This window comes from Psychrobacter sp. AOP5-GZ1-6 (assembly GCF_052376345.1).
Classification (GTDB): domain Bacteria; phylum Pseudomonadota; class Gammaproteobacteria; order Pseudomonadales; family Moraxellaceae; genus Psychrobacter.
Genome location: NZ_JBQSVP010000028.1, coordinates 1 through 18,760, shown reverse-complemented (window position 1 = coordinate 18,760; position 18,760 = coordinate 1). Strand labels below are relative to the sequence as shown.

Sequence of the window (18,760 nt, the reverse complement as noted above, 5' to 3'; positions counted from 1 at the left end):
ACTCGAAGCTAAGGAACTTGTAATCGCACTATAGATTTTTTCAATAAACTTTTTAGGGAAGGAGAAGGTGATGGGAAATGTAAAAGGTAATACAGTAACGCTAGGCGTAGACTCTCTTGAACATAAGGCCGTTGGTCAAGAGAGTCTAGCACCTCAAACCACTCGCATCATGGGCCCATGGTCCTATTTGTTTGCATGGTTGGGTGGTTGTGTGTCCATTGGTACGTTTACCGTCGGATCAGGTCTGGTCGGTACGTTGAACTTGTTACAAGTCGTCTTAGCTATTGCGATTGGTTGTACCGTGATTGGTGCTGCACTAATGATTAATGGTCGCGCCGGCCATAAATACGGTATTCCATTTATGGTGCAGTGCCGTTCTGCATTTGGTTTTTCTGGGAGCCGTATTCCTGCTTTGGTTCGCTCAGTGCCCGCTATTGTGTGGTTTGGTTTTCAGAGCTGGATAGGTGCAGGAGCATTGAACTTAGTGTCCGATGCTTTGTTTGGTTATAGTAATCTTGTCGCATTCTTTATTGGTTTTCAGTTTTTACAAATTGGTTTATCTGTTCTTGGTTTTCATGGTATTAAATGGCTTGAAAACATTGGCTCGGTCTTTATTATTGGTTCACTGATTTATATGTTTGTGAGTGTCATTAATAAGTATGGTGATGCGATATCGAGCAATCTTATAAATGTAGAAGGAACTTGGGGTACACCTTTTTGGGGTGCTACGATGTTGTTTTTGGGTGTGTACAGCACCATGATGCTGAACGTCTCAGACTATTCACGTGAGTTAAAGGAAGAGGTTGGTCTGTTTCGTCAAGTGGCTATTTATGCAAACTCGATATTACCGGCAACGCTTTTTATGGGTTTGATTGGACTAATGGTGACCAGTGCCACAGGCGAGGTTGATCCTATCAAGGTGTTTTCGAGTGCAGTAGACAATAAGCCTTTACTTGTGATTACCATGCTGTTCATTGCTTTTGCTCAGGTGACAACCAATATTTTAAATAATGTGGTACCACCCGCTTATGCACTGATGGATATCTTTAAGATTAAGTACAAAACGGCTGCTGTGCTTGTAGGGTTACTGGCTTTTGGTACGTTCCCTTGGGAGCTAGTAAAAGATGAATCGGCAGCAGGCTTAAACTTATTTATTCAGACTTACTCAGCATTCTTAGGCCCTCTATTTGCTATTTTGGTGGTGGATTATTACTTCCTGCGTAAGCAAAAACTGGATCTTGATAAGCTCTATGATGAAAACGGCCCTTACAAAGGAGTCAATATGGCTGCAGTGATCGCCATGGCTGTAGGTATTGTCGTCGCCTTAACGTTCTCTAGTGTCTCTTGGTATGCGAGTTTGATTCCAGCGGGGGCTATCTATTGGATACTAATGCTCAAAATGCCTTCTGCGCAACGTTTTATGTCGTAAGAAACATAGGTTTAGCATAATAAAGTGTTCATGAAAGCCTGTTTATCCAAGAGATAGACAGGCTTTTACTGATTAGAAAAGGCAAAATAATACCAATCCCAAAAAATACGATTAGCGGTGTCAAACTTGTTTAGTCTACCGTGCGTAGTACTTGCACTCGTTTTCCTTGCTACTCTACTTTTTGTGAATGGTATAAGCTGAAGAGAGGCTAGAAAAACTTATATCAGCACTGCCTATTCAAAAACTACTGTCTGTTAAAAAACCGAAGATAGCCACAGTCGTAACTTCAATGACCAAAGTGGCTGAATACCGGTTAATCCTTGCGTCATCTCGCCATCTTTTAGAACGACATAAGAAGGTGTCACTTGTCCTTGCCAGTCATCGAAGATAAGACCTTCTTGATCGTTTATCGTTGTAAAAATAAAGTCTTTTTCAATCAAGTAATTCTGCAATTCTTGGTTTGATCCTGATTGGACAGCGATAGTCACCACAGGATAGTCATTTGCGGCGGCCAATTTATTAATAGTTGGAGAGGTGATGCTGCAGACTGAACACCAAGTACCCCAAAAATATACCAGTGTCGGTTGCTCGTGACTCAGCGCGGCTAAATCAACTGTTTGTCCTTGATAGTCCATCAATTGCAACTGCGGATTAGCTGGCATGATAGGCTGTCGCCACCAGTTGACCGCGGTATAAATAACAGCAAACATCAGACCGTATGTCAGTACGGTTTTAACGATGGACAGTATTTTTTGCTTCAGTGTCTTTTTGGTAATCTCTTTTTTTTCTATATCAGTCGTCATAATGGCGGCTTTTTTGTCTTAGGTATTTGGGGTAGGTAAAAATAAACGGCTGAGAGGTCAGCCGTATTATTCAAAATCCGATTACATGGTTGTTAATAGGTGGCTTCTTTCACCCAATTGATTAAGGCTTCTGTGCACGGTCTTGCAAGGGATCGCCGATGAGCACACTACCTGAGTTTTCACGGCGTTCCTCATCGGTCAGCTTGCTTGCTGGAATCTTGGCTTTCTTTTTCCACTTTAAGCTGAATAAATCGTCACGGCGGTCAATCAAATTGTGTACTGAGCCTTCGTTGCGTACGTGAATAAGTTTATCTAGATTCAAATCGGAGAAGAATACCATTTCGGTATTGGCTGTGGTTTCAGCCATGATTGCATCATGTGGAAACGCAAAGTCTGATGGTGAAAAAATAGATGACTGGGCGTATTGAATGTCTAGGCTTTCAACTTGTGGTAAGTTCCCGACTGAGCCACAAATCATCACATAGCACTCGTTTTCAATAGCACGTGCTTGCGCGCAGTGACGCACACGTAGATAACCATTTTGGGTATCTGTCCAGAAAGGCACGAATAGAATGTCCATATCATCTAATGCCATCAGACGAGCAAGTTCAGGAAACTCGACATCATAACAAATCAAGATGCCGATGCGTCCAGCGTCTGTGTCAAACACTTTGACTTCGTCACCACCTTCAATGACCCAAGCGCTACGTTCATGTGGGGTAATGTGGATTTTGCGTTGTTCTTCAACCGTACCGTCACGGCGGCATAGATAGCTGACATTATATAAAGTGTCTTCTTCATCCAACAGTGGCATAGAGCCTGTGATGACGTTGACGTTATAGCTGACTGCTAAATGCGATATCTCATTTTTGAACCATTCAGTGTAACCAGCCAAAAAGCGAATGGCGACGTTTTGGTCTGTCGATTCACATAAACCCATTAATGGTGCATTAAAAAATTCTGGCAAGCAAGCAAAGTCAGAGTTGTAATCAGCCATGATATCAACAAAGAATTCAACCTGTTGTAGCAGCTCCTCAGGTGATTCAACTTCTCGCATTTGCCATTGAATACCGCCAATCCGCACTTCAGACTTACGTGTATTTGGCTTATAGTCTTTTGGCTCATAATAAATATTAGCCCACTCAAGCAGGGTAGCAAAACCTTTAGATTGTGCGTCATCTGGTAGATAAGCAGTCAAAATACGTTTGACGATAAAGCCATTGGATAACTGAAAAGACAGAGCAGAGTCATGAATTTCACGTGCCGCCACGGCATCAATATAGTCACCAGGTGTGAGATCTTGATGATTATGATAGTTAGGAATACGGCCACCAGCCAAAATAGCACGGAAGTTCAACTGACGACACAGCTCTTTGCGTGCATCATATAATCGGCGTCCCAAGCGATAGCCACGATATTCTGGGTCAATCAAAGCATCTAGACCATAGATCGCATCGCCTTCGGGGTTGTCTCTAATGATTTCTTTATGACCAATCAAATCATCGTAAGTATGCGGGTTAGAAAATTTGGCATAATCTACGCGCATAGAAAGGACGATACCGATCAGTTGATCATGGTCAAATAAGGCAATCTGACCTTCAGGAAAGGCATCAATTAACGTGTGAATAGTGGTCTTTGACCATGCACCACCTAAGTTAACATAGACACGATCCATCAGTTCTTTGAGTTGTGGATAGTCTTTTTTCTTGATTTCTGCAATGGTTAAATGAAAGTCATCTATTTTTTCAATTTTGCTCATAATGTTCCTATTTTAGATCTTCATTGGTTATGGATATTGGGGTGGTTCTTTATTTTTATTATCCTCTCTAAAATGAGGATAAGCCCTAGAAAGTATGGGGTAGACCAGTGGTCATGCTAATAAGTTTTTATATAAAAAAGTGATAAAAACATTTCAATCACAAAACATTAGCGTTACAATAATTTATCATTGTATTTACAATAAGTTATGAAATTATTTTATTTGATTTAGCCTGTTGGTTTAGGTAGTGCTAAAGTGACTTTTAGATTTAATTTCGCTGAAAAAGTGAATAAAAAAGCTATCAAGTTTCGCTGGAAATGGATATTTACAGCAGCTTTTGGGTAATGTCTAGGAATAACGTTCATATTGAGCCAATATTACGCTTAAATATCATTTTTTAGTAGTCTAGGTTGTGTCCTCATTTTAAAAATGGTAATAAAAATGAGATAAATTGCAGTCGAACAAGGAAAATAGTGCAGATAATATCGAGATATTGGCAAGCTACTTGACGCAGTTTGGCAGGATTTAGCCACTTTTAACCCATTTAAATGACTATCGATTGAATTGAGAGCACGCTCCGAGAGACGCCAATTATCATAGCAAGCTCCACAAGCAATGACAGCCTAACGTAGTAATTATTTGCTATGTTTTTGTGAGTCAGTATCTCTTATGTATTCGGGCATCGTTTTATTTTGCTTATTTCATTTAGCCGTATTTAAACGGTTTTTTAGGATTTTTTATTATGCCCCTAAGTCACAACACTAGAGTCAGCACGTGGGATGAGATTGAAGACTCAGCGTTGGTTCAATTGGTCTATGTTAGTAGTCTGACGCTTGTTTCTCGCTTAAGTGCTTCTATATTTGATGAAGTGGAAAGCCATGCACGTAAATATAATCAACAGCATGGTATTACAGGCACACTCTGTTATGGCAGTGGTCACTTTTTGCAATGTATTGAAGGTGAAAAGGCTCACGTATATGCCCTAAAGCAACGTATTTTTGCAGATAGTCGCCATAAAAATGTTGAAGTATTGCTTTTGCATACCATAGAGCATCGTAGCTTTACCGATTGGCGTATGCGTTTGCTGTTTTTAGAACGTTGGTTATGGTCACCAGCGACCAAAAAACAAGCCACGCAATTATCTCCTTATTTGCCATTTGCACCGCATGGTTGGTCAACAGATCGTACCGAACAGTTTTTGCATATCATCAAAACCTTTGACAGCCCGCCACATGTGAAAGCCGCAGGGATTACGTATAATGCACTGGGTAACATGTTTCGCCATATCGCAGCGCCGCACCAAGCATTTTTAGTCATTCAAGGTTTTTTGAGCATATTACTGATCGTTGCATGGATACTACTATATCTATAAAAATATCTATAAATTGTAGGTTTCAAAAGCCATAAAAAAGACGCTAACCTCCATGGATTAGCGTCTTTTTTATTAAGGGTAGGTTAAACGTTTAAGATACTCTCAATATCGTGAGTAATCAGCCCATTACGTATTACATGTCAAAAATCTTACCACGATTCATAATATTATTAGGATCAAAGACTTTTTTTACCTCTTGTAAATATTCAATCTCAGTCTCGCTCCGGCTATAGTTTAAGTACGGCTTTTTAGTCATACCCACGCCATGCTCAGCCGAAACCGAACCGCCATATTTTTGTACCGTTTCAAACACGTGTTTATTAACGACCTGACATTCTGCAAAGAAATCATCCTTACTCATGTTTTCAGGCTTTAGAATATTAAGATGTAGATTGCCATCACCGATATGACCGAACCAGCAGACTTCAAAGTCAGGATAGTTACTACTGACAATGTCATCAATCTCAGCGATAAATTCAGGCACATAACTGATGAGTACGGATACGTCGTTTTTATAAGGGGTAAACACTGAGATGGTCTCAGAGATATATTCGCGAAGCTTCCACAGCTCTTCAGCTTGCGCTAAGCTTTGGCTCATGACACCATCGACGACCCAGCCTTGTTCCATACAATGCTCAAATATCGCCATGGCTTTATCCATGATAGGCTCGTATGGCGCTTCAAACTCTAGTAGCGTATAAAACTTGGTACGTGACTCAAATGGCTCTTGTACTTGACCATGTGCCATTAGTTTATCAATCGCGACATCATCGAAAAATTCAAAAGCAGTTAAGTCAATCTTCGCTTGAAAGGCGGAGAGTACATTCATCACATCGTTAAAGCTGTCCATGCCTAGCACCATGACGTTTAAGTCTTGTGGCTGACGCTCAAGCTTGATTTGTGCATGAGTAACGAGACCAAGTGTGCCTTCACTACCGATAAACAGTTGGCGTAAATCATAACCCGTGGCGTTTTTTACCATACCGCGGTTAAGATGCAAAATATCACCCTTACCTGTAACAACGGTCAGTCCCATAATCCATTGACGGGTCATGCCATAGCGAATCACTTTAATACCACCAGCGTTGGTGCCGATGTTGCCACCGATTTGGCTAGAGCCTGCTGAGGCAAAGTCGACAGGGTAGTACAGATCTTTAGACTCTGCAAATTCTTGCAATTGCTGAGTGACGACACCTGCTTCGATTTCGACCATGCGATCGGCAGGATAGAACTGCCCGATACGGTTCATCTTATCCATGCTGACCACAATTTCGCCATTGGCAGCGACCGCGCCAGCAGACAGACCAGTACGACCACCACTTGGTGTCAATACCACATTGTGTTCATTGGCAAGTAACACGATAGATTGTACTTGCTCAGTGGTTTTTGGAAAGACAATCGCAGCAGCGGCAGGCGCAAAGTGCTTGGTCCAGTCTTTGCCCCAATGCTCTAAACTTTCAGCATCGGTTTTGATTTGGCTGGCATCAAACTGATGGCTATCAGTGAGCGTGCTTAAAATAGTTTGAACAGCTGCGGTATGTGTTTCAGATGTGCTTTGGCTAGATAAAGAAGTCATGGTCAAATCTCGGTATAAACGTAAGCGCTATGTATAAATAGTACTATTATATCGCTAAATGGATACCAACGTACCTGTATAGGTATGCTGATGTGATTAGTGTTATATAAATAGAAGTTGGTTACGGTGGTATTGGTAGGGTGATATGATGGCACGGGCGAACATGTGCGTAAATAGTAAACAAACAATTTAATAAACATTATAGGATATGAATTACTATAGCATAAAAAAATTCAGTCTAGATAATCAATAATTCATCTAATCTGCTAACATCAGCATCGAATTTTGTGTAAGATATCTATACTGTTTTCGTTTCCTCCCTCAGAGGTTATCCTTCAGATAATTTTATAAGACAATTATAGGACAGTTCCCACATGGCGTTATCACTACAAAAAGACAAAATCCGGTTTTTATTGCTTGAAGGCCTACATGCCAATGCGTTAAAAGTATTGGAAGGTGCGGGCTATAACAACATCGAAAATATCAGTCACGCTTTAGATCAAGACGAGCTGATTGAAAAAATCAAAGATGCTCACTTCATCGGTATTCGTTCGCGTACGCAACTGACCCGCGAAGTGCTTGAGCACGCGCATAAGCTGATCGGTATTGGCTGTTTTTGTATCGGTACCAATCAAGTAGATTTAGATGCAGCACGTGATTTGGGTATTCCAGTGTTTAACGCGCCATTCTCGAACACACGTTCGGTGGCTGAGCTGGTATTGGCTGAAGCCATTATGCTATATCGCGGTATTCCTGAAAAGAACGCTACTGTACATCGCGGTGGCTGGGGTAAGTCTGCAACTAACTCACATGAAGTGCGTGGCAAAACCATCGGTATCGTCGGTTATGGCTCTATTGGCTCACAGCTATCTGTATTGGCAGAAAGCTTCGGTATGAAAGTTATTTATCATGATGCCGTGACTAAATTGCCACTAGGTAATGCCGTGCAGGTGGGTAGCTTAGAAGAGTTATTATCAACTGCTGATATCGTGACATTGCATGTGCCTGATGTACCAAGCACCCGCTATATGATGAAAGCTGAGCAGTTTGCTCAAATGAAAGAAGGCAGCTACTTTATCAATGCCGCACGCGGTACTTGTGTAGATATTGATGATCTTGCTGCTGTACTAGAGTCAGGCAAATTATTGGGTGCAGCCATTGATGTGTTCCCAAAAGAGCCAAAATCTGCTGATCAAGAGTTTGAATCACCATTGCGTAAGTTTGATAACGTGATTTTGACACCACATATCGGTGGCTCAACCCAAGAAGCGCAGGCTAACATTGGGCTAGAAGTAGCAGACAAGTTTGTTAGATACTCTGATCAAGGTGATACAGCGACTGCCGTCAACTTCCCAGAAGTTTCTATTCCATTCAAAGAGCATTCGCATCGTCTGCTACATATCCATAAAAACGTGCCAGGCGTACTTTCACAGATTAACCGCTTGTTTGCTGAAGCGCATATCAACATTTTAGCGCAAAGCTTAATGACTGAAGGTGATGTTGGTTATCTAGTGATGGATGTAGATTATAACGATTCAAGTGCTGCACTAGATCAATTAAAAGACGTAGAAGAAACCATTCGCGTACGTATCTTGTTCTAAACTTAGCATTACTTAGCTTTAAGTAAATACCAAAAAAGAGAGGCTCTATTGATTAGAGCCTCTCTTTTTTTAGTTATGTTCAAAGCTGAATGAGTGTATGTTGAATATTTGGCACACTCTAGGGCGTGTCCTCATTTTAAAAATGGTGATAAAAATGAGATAAATTGCCGTCAAACAAGGAAAATAGCGCAGATAATATCGAGATATTAGTCAGCTATTTGACGCCGTTTGGCAAGATTTAGCTATTTTTAACCCATTTAGATAACTATCGATTGAATTGAGGACATGCCCTAATAACTCGATTTATCCTGCTTTTGCTTTGTTAGCTGCTTCAGCCTTGCGGCGTGCTTCAGCTTTGGCTACTTTGCGTTTTTCGATGACATCCATGACATCGCTACCAATATGAGCCTCGCCACGTTGTTTGGCCAGTTGCATTTGATGCTCGCGCTCACGGAAGCGTGCTTTTTGTTCGTCAGTCGCTTTATCGATACAGTGCGGGCAAGACTCGCCTTTAATATAGGCAGCGCTTTGCATGTCATCGACGGTAATTGGCATACGGCAAGCAAAGCATTGCTCGTAGTTGCCTTTTTCTAAGTTGTGATTGACTGACACGCGATTGTCAAAGACAAAACAATCACCTTCCCACATAGAGTCGCTGGCTGGCACTTCTTCTAGATATTTTAGGATTCCGCCCTCCAAGTGATAAACCTCTTCAAACCCTTGTTCGCGCATATAAGCAGTAGATTTTTCGCAGCGGATACCACCTGTGCAGAACATAGCAACTTTTTTATGCTTAGCTGGATCCATCTCTTTTGCCACGTATTCTGGAAACTCGCGGAAGGTTTCAGTGTTTGGATTGACAGCATTTTTAAAGGTGCCAATCTGTACTTCATAATCGTTACGGGTATCAATCAAAACCACATCAGGGTCAGAGATTAGCGCATTCCATTCACTTGGTTTGACATAGCGGCCGACCGATTGCAAAGGATCGATGTTTTCGACGCCCATGGTGACGATTTCTTTTTTGAGTTTGACCTTAGTACGATAAAAAGGCTGAGCATCGGTATAAGACTCTTTAAAGGTAAATGTACCAATCGCTTCGATACTGCGTAGGTAATCAAGGACGGTATCGATACCTTGGCGTGTACCAGAAATCGTGCCGTTAATGCCTTCGCTTGCAAGTAACAAGGTACCTTTTACGTCGTTATCGAGCATGGTATTTAAGATAGGCTCACGATACTGCTCAAAGTCAGTAAAGCGTGTGAACTTGTAGAGTGCTGCCACGACGATATTGTTAGTGACACTGTCGTAGGCCGGCGCTGCTTTGTTATCAGTTGCAATGTGGTCTTGGGTGCTACTGTCTTGAGTGGTGCTCATGTTTTTCTCCTGCTGGCTAGGTCGTAAACCTAGTGCGTTGGGTTAACAGTTTAGTTCAAATAAACACGCTATTTTGCCATACTCGTTTGATGTACTCTGGATACAATCTGCGCTCGGCTTCCTTATATCGCATTCATTTGAAATAGACTTTGTCAGTTCAAAATGGGTTATAACACTAGTCTAATTGTGGAATTAGATAATGCGCGCGTAGTGTAGCAAATTTAGCTAGAGTTTTGAATAGTTTGCCATGCTTAGCTTGATATTGTGGAGAGCATTCAACCATTTATGAATAAGATAAGAAACAAAAAAAGCCCAGTAAAATACTGAGCTTTTTTATATTTACTGCGTAAAGTCGAATATTACTTACTTTGAAACCAGCTATCCGCTTGGCTACGAGCACTAGCAATGTCTGAGCTTGATAAGTTCAAGGCCAATTGACCGATTTTGCCACGGGCTTTGGTACGAACTTTTTCGTCTAGCATGCCATCACGTGCAGCCAAGTCGTACCATTTATAGGCATCAACTAAGTTTTCTTGCTTTTCATCTAACAAAGCAAGCGTATAGCTGGCACGGTTATCACCACGCATGGCGGCTTTTTCTAACCAAACACGGGCTTGTTGTAGATTTGGTTTAACACCTTCACCACGTAAGTACATGATAGCCAAGTTCAACTGAGCAGGAGCAACGCCTTGCTCGGCCGCTTTGGTGTACCATTGGATGGCTTGTTGAGTGTTTTGCGCAACGCCTTCGCCTTTTTGTAAGCGTTTGGCTAGATAGAATTGGGCATGATCGTTACCTTGAGCCGCACGGTTAGATAATTCACTGATAGGCATCAGCTCAAACCGTGAAGTATCAAGTGGTACGTTTGATATTAACTCAGCGTTGGCAAGACCTGCACACGAAAACAATGCAGTAAACAACGCAGCTTTTAATAATTTCATAGCAGCTCCAAGAGTAGGCAGTTAATAAGCAAATAAAGTGGCACCGCTAAAAGGATTTAGACGGTGATAACTATTAGGCAGTATTTGCAGTATAAACTTACCTAATCGTTAGCAATATAATAGATAGTTGTGTATCAGCTCACCTTAATCAAAGCGACGGGTGGTCAAAATTGAGGGGTCACCAACACTATTTTGCTAGCTTACCACCCAAGTTTACGAAACTCAAATATTAATTACCTAAGTTAACGGTAATCACCTCTATATAGTTTGTAACAAAATCATACAGTTAATAATATGCGTACATTGCTAGTCGAATCATCAAAAAAACGTATTTATCACCTGCTAACTCGATGTACGTTTGGTAACTCTATAAATAGCAACGTCAGCCAGCAGATTGGGCGCTTGTTTGATTAACGTGGTCATCAATGGGCTGTGACCTTTATCAGAGTCGCTCACTGCAAAACGGTTGACAATTTGAATGTCATGTTTGGCGCACAGCTTCTCAAAGTCTTTGAACGTACATAAATGGATGTTAGGTGTGTCAAACCACTCGTAAGGCAATGCTTCGGACACGGGCATCATTCCTTTTAAGCCGAGATGCAGCCGGTTTTGCCAATGAGCAAAGTTGGGGAAGGTAATTACGGCTTCGCGCGCAACTCGCAACATGTCGAGCAGCAACACATCCGGTGACTTCACGGCTTGTAGTGCACGCGCCATGACTACGGTATCAAAGCTATTGTCAGCGAAGCGTGCTAGGCCATCGTTAAGGTCTTGCTCAATAATAGACAAGCCTTTAGCGATGCCATCATTGATTTTTTCTTCATCAATCTCCAGCCCGTAACCAGTCACGCCGCGACTCTGTTGCAAGTGTGCGAGTAGCTCTCCATTGCCGCAGCCCAAGTCTAGTACATGAGACTGCGGGGCAATCCAACGCTCAGCCAACTGATGATCCATTCTCATGAGCGGTCTCCTGTGGCAATGTTTTTGCCAGAAATAAATGGTGCTGTTAAAAACCCTTTGACGGCACCCATGTAGCGTGGAATATCAAATAAGAAAGAATCATGGCCATGCGGTGCATCAACATTGATATAGTTGACAGGTTTGCCTGTAGCCATCAATGCGTCTACTATCTCTTGTGAACGCTCTGGTGAAAAGCGCCAGTCGGTTGTGAATGATACTACTAAGTATTGACATTGGGTATGCGCCAAAGCGGCTTTTAATGCCATGAGTTCTTGGTGGCGAGCTTGTTTGATATCATTTTCTGAATTTGTACCATTATCTTCAGCGTCTGAGCGCTTTGTACTATCAGAGTCATCGATATCTGCTGCTTTTATAGTAGATGTAGTGCTATGTATTGACTGGGGCAAAGGAGACGGCTCATCTGTGTCACTGGCATAATCGCGTGTCGGGTCAAAGTAGTCGAGGGCTTTGGTCATCAGCAAATAGGTGTTGGCATCAAAGTTTTCACTAAAGCGCTCACCCTGATAGCGCAAGTAGCTCTCGACTTGAAACTCGACATCATAGCCGTACATGAATTTACCAGATTTTAAATCACGGCCAAATTTGGCTTTCATCGCATCATCAGTCAAATAGGTAATGTGACCGACCATGCGTGCCAATATCAGTCCACGACGAGGGTAGGTGCCTGCTTGTAAGTAGCGACCATCTTTGAAGTCAGGGTCAGACAATATAGACTGACGCGCCACTTCGTTAAAAGCAATGTTTTGCGCCGATAGTTTGGGCGTACTGGCAATGATGACACAGCGTTTGAGCCTATTTGGATAGTCGACTGACCATTGCAGTGCTTGCATACCGCCCATTGATCCGCCAACAATGGCGTGCCAGACTTCAATTCCCAAACGGTCTGACAGCATGGCTTGGGTTTTTACCCAGTCTTTAATCGTCACCAGTGGAAAGTCAGGACCATAAACGGGTGGTTCGACACTATCATCTAAGCTGACACTATCTGGATTGATAGAGGTGGGGCCAGTTGAGCCAAAACAGCTGCCAATGTTGTTGACGCAGACCACATAAAATTGATTGGTATCAATTGCTTTATTGGGACCAATCATGTTGTCCCACCAGCCTGCCTTTTTATCATCGGCACTATGAAAACCTGCAGCATGATGGCTGCCAGACAGCGCATGACAAATCAAAATAGCATTGGATTTGTCATCATTGAGCGTGCCGTAAGTTTCAATAATCAGGTCAAAAGAGGGTAGAGTACGGTTGCACTCCAAGGTCAACGGTTCATCGAAATGAAAAATCTGCGGTGTGACGATACCTACCGAGTCTGCTGAAATGGCAGCATCTGATTTATCTGTGGGGGATTGGTCACTGGTATTATTAGGGCGTGCGTTCAAAGCTACCTCGCAAGACAACTGTCATCGATAAAGTAAAAATAATATGGCAACATGCCTTATGGCCATGCTTGTCTATTGTATGGTGATGCGCGAATGAGTACAACCTCCATACAGTGTCTTTCGAGCTAGGTTTTTTATCATATCTCCTATTCTATATAAATCAAAGATAGAGTCAGGTTTATTTTATCCAATATTTGTTGTGCTTTATCTGCCTTTCTTATATCTAAATTGTCATATCTACTTTGTCTTAAGTCGGCTATAGATAGAGGTGTAACGGGTAATTTATGCAGGCTGAATGGGTATAGAGCAATTGCGTATCAAATTGTATTGACACACTTTTACCCTGCGTCATTAAGGGGTAAAATGCTACACTGACAAAGCGTTTATTTAATGGTGACTTCATAATGGTTTGCTACATAATCGCTTTGTCCATAACTGCTTTATCTAAGCCAATACTTTTTCTCATTCACCCAATATCTTCTCTAATCAACATAATAGAATAATGCTGCTATGAAACCTGAACTGCCACCACGTATTGCCGTCTTATTAGTGAATCTAGGTACGCCAGATGAGCCAACCGCGCCTGCCGTGCGTCGTTACCTAAAACAGTTTCTGTCAGATCCACGCGTGATTGAGATTCCCAAGTTTTTATGGGCGATTATTCTCAATTTATTCGTACTGCCCAGTCGTCCGAAACGTGTGGCAAAAGCGTATGCCAGTATTTGGGAAGGCGATTCGCCGATTCGTAAGATATTAAACAGCCAAGTTGAGATGTTAGCGCCGCGGTTAGTAAATATTGCCGCACCGTTTCGAGTGTCTGTGCATTCTGCAATGAGTTATGGTAATCCTGGGTTGCCTGATGTGATGGATAATTTGCGTGCTGAGGGCGTGGATCATTTTGTTATCTTGCCGTTATTTCCGCAGTACTCAGCGTCCTCAGGTGGTGCGGTCTATGATGCGCTAACGAAGTGGACGCTAAAGCAGCGTAATTTGCCGAACTATACCATCGTCAAAGATTACTTTGCGCATCCACTTTATATTCAAGCATTGGCAGATTCGATTCGTCGTTTTCAGGCAGAGCATGGCAAACCTGAAAAGCTAATGTTTAGCTTTCATGGTATTCCGCAGCCTTATGCTGACAAAGGTGATCCATATCCCAAGCGTTGTAAGTGTACAGCCGCGCAAGTGGCTCAAGCGCTCGGTCTAACAAAAGATGAATGGATTATTAGTTTCCAGTCGCGTTTTGGTAAGCAAGAGTGGGTCAAGCCGTATACGGATGTGGTATTGGACGATTGGGGAAAATCTGGCGTGCGCTCGGTACAAGTCATCAGTCCAGCATTTTCTGCTGATTGTTTAGAAACATTAGAAGAGCTCGCGATCGAAAACCGTGACAATTTCCTCAATGCCGGCGGGCAAGAATATCATTATATTCCAGCACTCAATCTTGATGACGCGCATATTGACTTGCTTGAAGCACTCAGTGCGCCATTGGTGAAAGGTTGGGCAGGTACGTTAGATGGTTGGGCGTAAATAATCAGCTCAAAATAGCTAGATATAAAATACCGGATATAATGTTCGGTATTTTTTTTGCTAATAATTTCATAAACTGTCTTTATTAAAATAAAGTTGAGATTTTATGTTGCTAGTATGTAACAATATGCAAAACAAATTCTGTGTTGCGCTATTTGTTTAACATATCCGTGCGACTTTATTTTTTAAGGACAAACATGTCTAGCCTTGACGATTCACTGAATTCTATATCATTGCAAAAACCTAATGGTCAACCGCCTAATTTACCGTCAATGGATGAATATGGTAATTTATTACCGCAGTTATTAGCAGAGCCGCGAATGTGCCCAGCAGGGTGTGGTATAAGTTGGCTCACTCAAGCTTTTATGATATTCAAAGATCAATTCTTATTGTGGTTAGCGATTGGTGTCGCTTACCTAATTATCGCTGTTATCGGTAGTAGTATTCCTGTTTTAAATTTCATCTTTCCTTTTATATCTTTTGTGTTTATTGGAGGAATAATAAAAGGATGTGCTGATCAAGCTGCAAATAGGGAGCTGAAATTCGATCATTTATTTTCAGCTTTTTATACGCACCTTAAACCATTAATTATACTATTCATATTGTATTTAGTAGCTATCATTGTTGTGATGATCCCTATGGTACTTATATTTGGTGGTATGGTCTTTTCTTTGGCTCAGCAGCCAAGTGATACCGCAGTGATGGGTATTTTAGTAGGTGGATTATTCGCTGCTGCACTATTACTCCCCGTATTTATGGCGATATGGTTTGCACCTACTTTGATTGTGCTTCACGACATCGATCCTGTTGAGGCAATGAAGATGAGCTTTAAAGGGTGTTTGAAAAACATCCTACCGTTTTTAGTTTTTGGGATAGTGGCTCCTATACTTACGATATTAGCGGTTATTTTTACTCTTGGGCTTGCCATACTGGTGCTGTTTCCAATAGGCATGATTACCTACTACACCAGCTACCGCGATGTGTGGACTGATCAGCCATTATCAGTAGAGTAAGTCATGTTTGGTACAGATGATTTTTAGTGAAATTTAATTTATTTCATCATCAACAAAAAAGCACGCTCAATCACATTGGGCGTGCTTTTTATATTTAGGTTACTGCTTCGTTTTTTCTGATGCTAAGCTATTTTTAATACCTTTAAGTTATTTTTTAAGTTATTTCTATTTATCATTACGATTACTGTATTCTGCCGCCTCTCTATCGGCAATATCCACGATACTAGGATAGTCACTGTCATCTAGATTGTCGTCGACCAATACTTCGTCCACACGTGATTCATCTATATTCTGGCGGTGTATAGGTGTGAGACCTTGTGTAGCATCGCTACCGACTTGTGAGTTATCAAACCCTGCACTGTTGTCAATTACGTCGTCATTATCAATGGTATGCAACATAGGGTTGTCTAAATCAATTTCTTGACTGTTATCGTTAATATTGCTGTCACCTTCGATATGATCCATCTCTTCTGGTAGTGGGCTTTTGGTATTTTTCATAATGGCATCCTTATTATTATTGGTGATTATCTTTCTGAAAAATAATTGTATTTACCATAGTTAGTATGGCGAGTTATCATAATTACTGGTAGTAGCAAGGTGTCACAGGATGTTCAAAAAATGTAAGGAAAATCGCAGTAAAAAAATGGCCACCGAAAATTCAGCAGCCATTTTTTTATGATTTAAGGGATGTGGTGTTGTTAGACTGACGCGCTACTTTGCACCAACTTTGGTATTGACCCAACGTATGACAGAGTCTGGTGTGACTTGTGATACTGCCTGAAAAATTTTCGCTGGTATGCCCACAGAGTAATGTGTACGTTTTAGTTTGCGATTAGGGCTGGTGGTTAGTTTGCACAATGTTTTGGCCACATCATCGACATTTAGGTTGATTCCTAAACGATCAATACTTGTCACTTCGATGTCCGCTGTCATGTCTGATTTGACCCATAAAGGCATCACATCAATAACCTTAATTCCTAAGTTTCCATACTCAATATTGAGACCTTCAGTAAGCCCACGTACAAAAAACTTACTAGCAGAGTAGTTAGCAACTTCAGGCTGACCATAGATAGCAGACGCAGACGATACATTAATAATCTTGCCGTCTTTACTATCGGCCAGATAAGGCGCCAGTTTATGACAGCCGATGAGTACGCCTTTACAATTAACATCGATTAAAGCCAACTGCTCATCTAAGCTAGTGGTTGCTAATGTACCGCTGACCAGTACGCCTGCATTATTAACTAGAGCATCGATACTGCCAAAATTATCAATCATTTGACTGATGGCATCGTCCCATGAATCAGGTTGCGTTACATCTAACTGACCTGTGATGACGCGCTGTTTTTTGAGCGGCTTTTTAAACGCTTTGTCTTTCACCGCTTCTGCAAGAGTCGCTGTATTGGTTGCAAACAAGCCAACGTGATGGCCTTTTTCTGCCAGTTTTTTGGCTGTGGCCAAGCCAATACCACGCGATGCGCCTGTAATCAATATGTTCATAATAAGTGACTTAATGGTTGTTAATCATGAGTAAACCGAGGTCAGACATTAGATAGGTGATTCCTCGAGATTATATTTATAGTTAGCGAACGACTAAACCGCTACAGTGTTAGCCTACTTAGAAGTACTACTTGTACGATCTGCAGTCGGCTGCCTTGTAGCCATTTTAGAGTTCTTTGACTAGGGCGTGTCCTCATTTTAAAAATGGTGATAAAAATGAGATAAATTGCCGTCAAACAAAGAAGATAGCGCAGATAATATCGAGATATTAGTCAGCTATTTGACGCCGTTTGGCAAGATTTAGCTATTTTTAACCCATTTAGATAACTATCGATTGAATTGAGAACATGCCCTAGAGTATAGCAAATTTGCATAGATATAATCGGTTGTCTATCGTATCAAAGCAATGCTTCTCAAGACAGCGTTTCTTAAAACAAAGCTTCCATACGTAGTAGGGCAGAAGGATAATGGTCTTTATCTTCTATTTCATCATTATAATAATTTAGCTCGGTCTGGACATAAAGCCACTTGCGCCAGACGGGTTGGCGGTAGCTGATAGCCGGACCATAACTGTTTAATCCTGATTTGTCACTTTCAAAGTAACCGCTGGCAGAGACACCATAAGAAAGTTGTTTTTCGTGACCTAAATAATGGACTTGTCTGAGGTCGTTACTCCAATCTTTGCGCTCTTCATTATCTTCATTACGATAGCGAACGGTAGTACGGTTATTGATAAATCGATTTTTGTTTTTGCCATATTGTAGGTCGAGTGCGCCTTTGGCATAGTGTTCGCTATCAAGCCCATAGCGATAATAGCTGTCGGTACTTATGCCTAGGTTTTTACTTTCGTACCAGTCCTTGTCGATACTGACTTTGACATAAGGATCGTCGATTGAGCGAACCCCGACGTCCACATCTGTTTTTACGCCTAACTGGTCTTCGATATCATCGGTAAAACGTGACCAACGCAGTGCGATAGAGGCGTTGTCTTCTCGAGTTTTGCGAGAGTCGATAAGTCGGTCTTTGCTATTACTCACTTGGTAAGTATCGCCAGTCGTGCCTTGCTTCAAAAAGGTATCGTCATCCAAATATTCATCACCGATAATTAGGCTGAGTCGTTTTTCTAGCACAGGTAACTGCAAGCGACCACGAATTCTAGGCTCGACAGTGACGTCGCTACCTGTCTTTGGGTCGTTGGCCCAACGTGTGTCTAGCACAACTCGCAAGCTGGCTTTGGCAGGTTCTTTCGGATCAGGTTCACCAAACCAGCCATCCATTTTGTGTGCCCATTCGTGCAATTGCTCTTGAACATCTTCACGGCGCTCATCTGTCCAGTCTTGCTCTTCTGGTACTGGTGGCAAGGGTTGCTCGGTAGAGATGTCGGTAGATTGATAGCCAAGTTGTTCGAGATTTTCATCACGACTAGGGTTAGCGTCACTAGAGGGAAAGTCCGTTTGTGATGTGACAGACGCGACCGCTTCAGGTTCTGTGGTAAC

Annotated in this window: 15 protein-coding genes; 5 read left to right on the top strand and 10 right to left on the bottom strand. The window is 41.8% G+C overall.

Features of this window, described 5'->3' with window-relative positions; translation table 11 throughout:
* The first annotated feature begins 70 nt into the window (after nucleotides 1-70).
* Nucleotides 71-1,429, top strand: a complete 1,359-nt coding sequence (locus ACT3RN_RS05850) for an NCS1 family transporter (RefSeq protein WP_442074777.1) — start codon at nucleotides 71-73, stop codon at nucleotides 1,427-1,429.
* Between the two features lie 254 nt (nucleotides 1,430-1,683).
* Here ACT3RN_RS05850 and ACT3RN_RS05845 read toward each other — a convergent pair whose 3' ends face one another.
* Entirely contained in the window at nucleotides 1,684-2,232 is a 549-nt protein-coding gene (locus tag ACT3RN_RS05845) for a protein disulfide oxidoreductase (protein WP_442069962.1), read from the bottom strand.
* Nucleotides 2,233-2,353: 121 nt separating this feature from the next.
* The gene (locus ACT3RN_RS05840; RefSeq protein WP_442069964.1) at nucleotides 2,354-3,991 is read right to left on the bottom strand and encodes a nitrilase-related carbon-nitrogen hydrolase; all 1,638 of its coding nucleotides are present in this window, start codon (nucleotides 3,989-3,991) and stop codon (nucleotides 2,354-2,356) included.
* A gap of 742 nt (nucleotides 3,992-4,733) precedes the next feature.
* Here ACT3RN_RS05840 and ACT3RN_RS05835 point away from each other — a divergent pair.
* Nucleotides 4,734-5,363, top strand: a complete 630-nt coding sequence (locus ACT3RN_RS05835; protein WP_442069966.1) for a BLUF domain-containing protein — start codon at nucleotides 4,734-4,736, stop codon at nucleotides 5,361-5,363.
* 133 nt (nucleotides 5,364-5,496) lie between these two features.
* On the opposite strand, the gene ACT3RN_RS05830 is transcribed toward ACT3RN_RS05835, so the two are convergent.
* A complete protein-coding gene (locus ACT3RN_RS05830; protein WP_442073024.1) occupies nucleotides 5,497-6,939 on the bottom strand; it encodes an FAD-binding oxidoreductase in 1,443 nt (480 codons plus the stop codon).
* A 374-nt stretch (nucleotides 6,940-7,313) separates the two neighbouring features.
* Here ACT3RN_RS05830 and serA point away from each other — a divergent pair, with 374 nt between their 5' ends.
* The gene (gene serA / locus ACT3RN_RS05825) at nucleotides 7,314-8,540 is read left to right on the top strand and encodes a phosphoglycerate dehydrogenase (RefSeq protein WP_442073023.1); all 1,227 of its coding nucleotides are present in this window, start codon (nucleotides 7,314-7,316) and stop codon (nucleotides 8,538-8,540) included.
* Nucleotides 8,541-8,843: 303 nt separating this feature from the next.
* Here serA and trhO read toward each other — a convergent pair whose 3' ends face one another.
* From trhO to metX, 4 genes are all read right to left on the bottom strand, one after another.
* On the bottom strand, nucleotides 8,844-9,917 hold the full coding sequence (gene trhO, locus ACT3RN_RS05820) for an oxygen-dependent tRNA uridine(34) hydroxylase TrhO (protein WP_192992057.1): 1,074 nt from the start codon (nucleotides 9,915-9,917) through the stop codon (nucleotides 8,844-8,846).
* Between the two features lie 359 nt (nucleotides 9,918-10,276).
* A complete protein-coding gene (locus ACT3RN_RS05815; RefSeq protein ID WP_192992056.1) occupies nucleotides 10,277-10,858 on the bottom strand; it encodes a tetratricopeptide repeat protein in 582 nt (193 codons plus the stop codon).
* A gap of 342 nt (nucleotides 10,859-11,200) precedes the next feature.
* Nucleotides 11,201-11,818 carry a methionine biosynthesis protein MetW gene (gene metW / locus ACT3RN_RS05810; RefSeq protein ID WP_192992055.1) on the bottom strand — a complete coding sequence of 206 codons (618 nt, stop codon included), beginning with the start codon at nucleotides 11,816-11,818 and terminating at the stop codon, nucleotides 11,201-11,203.
* Complete coding sequence (gene metX / locus ACT3RN_RS05805) at nucleotides 11,815-13,161, bottom strand: homoserine O-acetyltransferase MetX (RefSeq protein ID WP_192992060.1); 1,347 nt, start codon at nucleotides 13,159-13,161, stop codon at nucleotides 11,815-11,817. Before metX ends, metW begins: the two co-directional genes overlap by 4 nt.
* A gap of 570 nt (nucleotides 13,162-13,731) precedes the next feature.
* Between metX and hemH the strand changes: the two genes are divergently transcribed.
* Nucleotides 13,732-14,751 (top strand): ferrochelatase, encoded by a 1,020-nt coding sequence (hemH, locus tag ACT3RN_RS05800; RefSeq protein ID WP_444518520.1) that lies wholly within the window; start codon nucleotides 13,732-13,734, stop codon nucleotides 14,749-14,751.
* 197 nt (nucleotides 14,752-14,948) lie between these two features.
* The gene (locus tag ACT3RN_RS05795; protein ID WP_442060739.1) at nucleotides 14,949-15,764 is read left to right on the top strand and encodes a BPSS1780 family membrane protein; all 816 of its coding nucleotides are present in this window, start codon (nucleotides 14,949-14,951) and stop codon (nucleotides 15,762-15,764) included.
* Between the two features lie 165 nt (nucleotides 15,765-15,929).
* On the opposite strand, the gene ACT3RN_RS05790 is transcribed toward ACT3RN_RS05795, so the two are convergent.
* From ACT3RN_RS05790 to ACT3RN_RS05780, 3 genes are all read right to left on the bottom strand, one after another.
* Entirely contained in the window at nucleotides 15,930-16,262 is a 333-nt protein-coding gene (locus ACT3RN_RS05790; protein WP_192992052.1) for a hypothetical protein, read from the bottom strand.
* A 213-nt stretch (nucleotides 16,263-16,475) separates the two neighbouring features.
* A complete protein-coding gene (locus ACT3RN_RS05785) occupies nucleotides 16,476-17,264 on the bottom strand; it encodes an SDR family NAD(P)-dependent oxidoreductase (RefSeq protein ID WP_192992051.1) in 789 nt (262 codons plus the stop codon).
* A 428-nt stretch (nucleotides 17,265-17,692) separates the two neighbouring features.
* The coding region (locus ACT3RN_RS05780; protein WP_444518519.1) for a hypothetical protein at nucleotides 17,693-18,760 on the bottom strand (1,068 nt) is incomplete at its 5' end.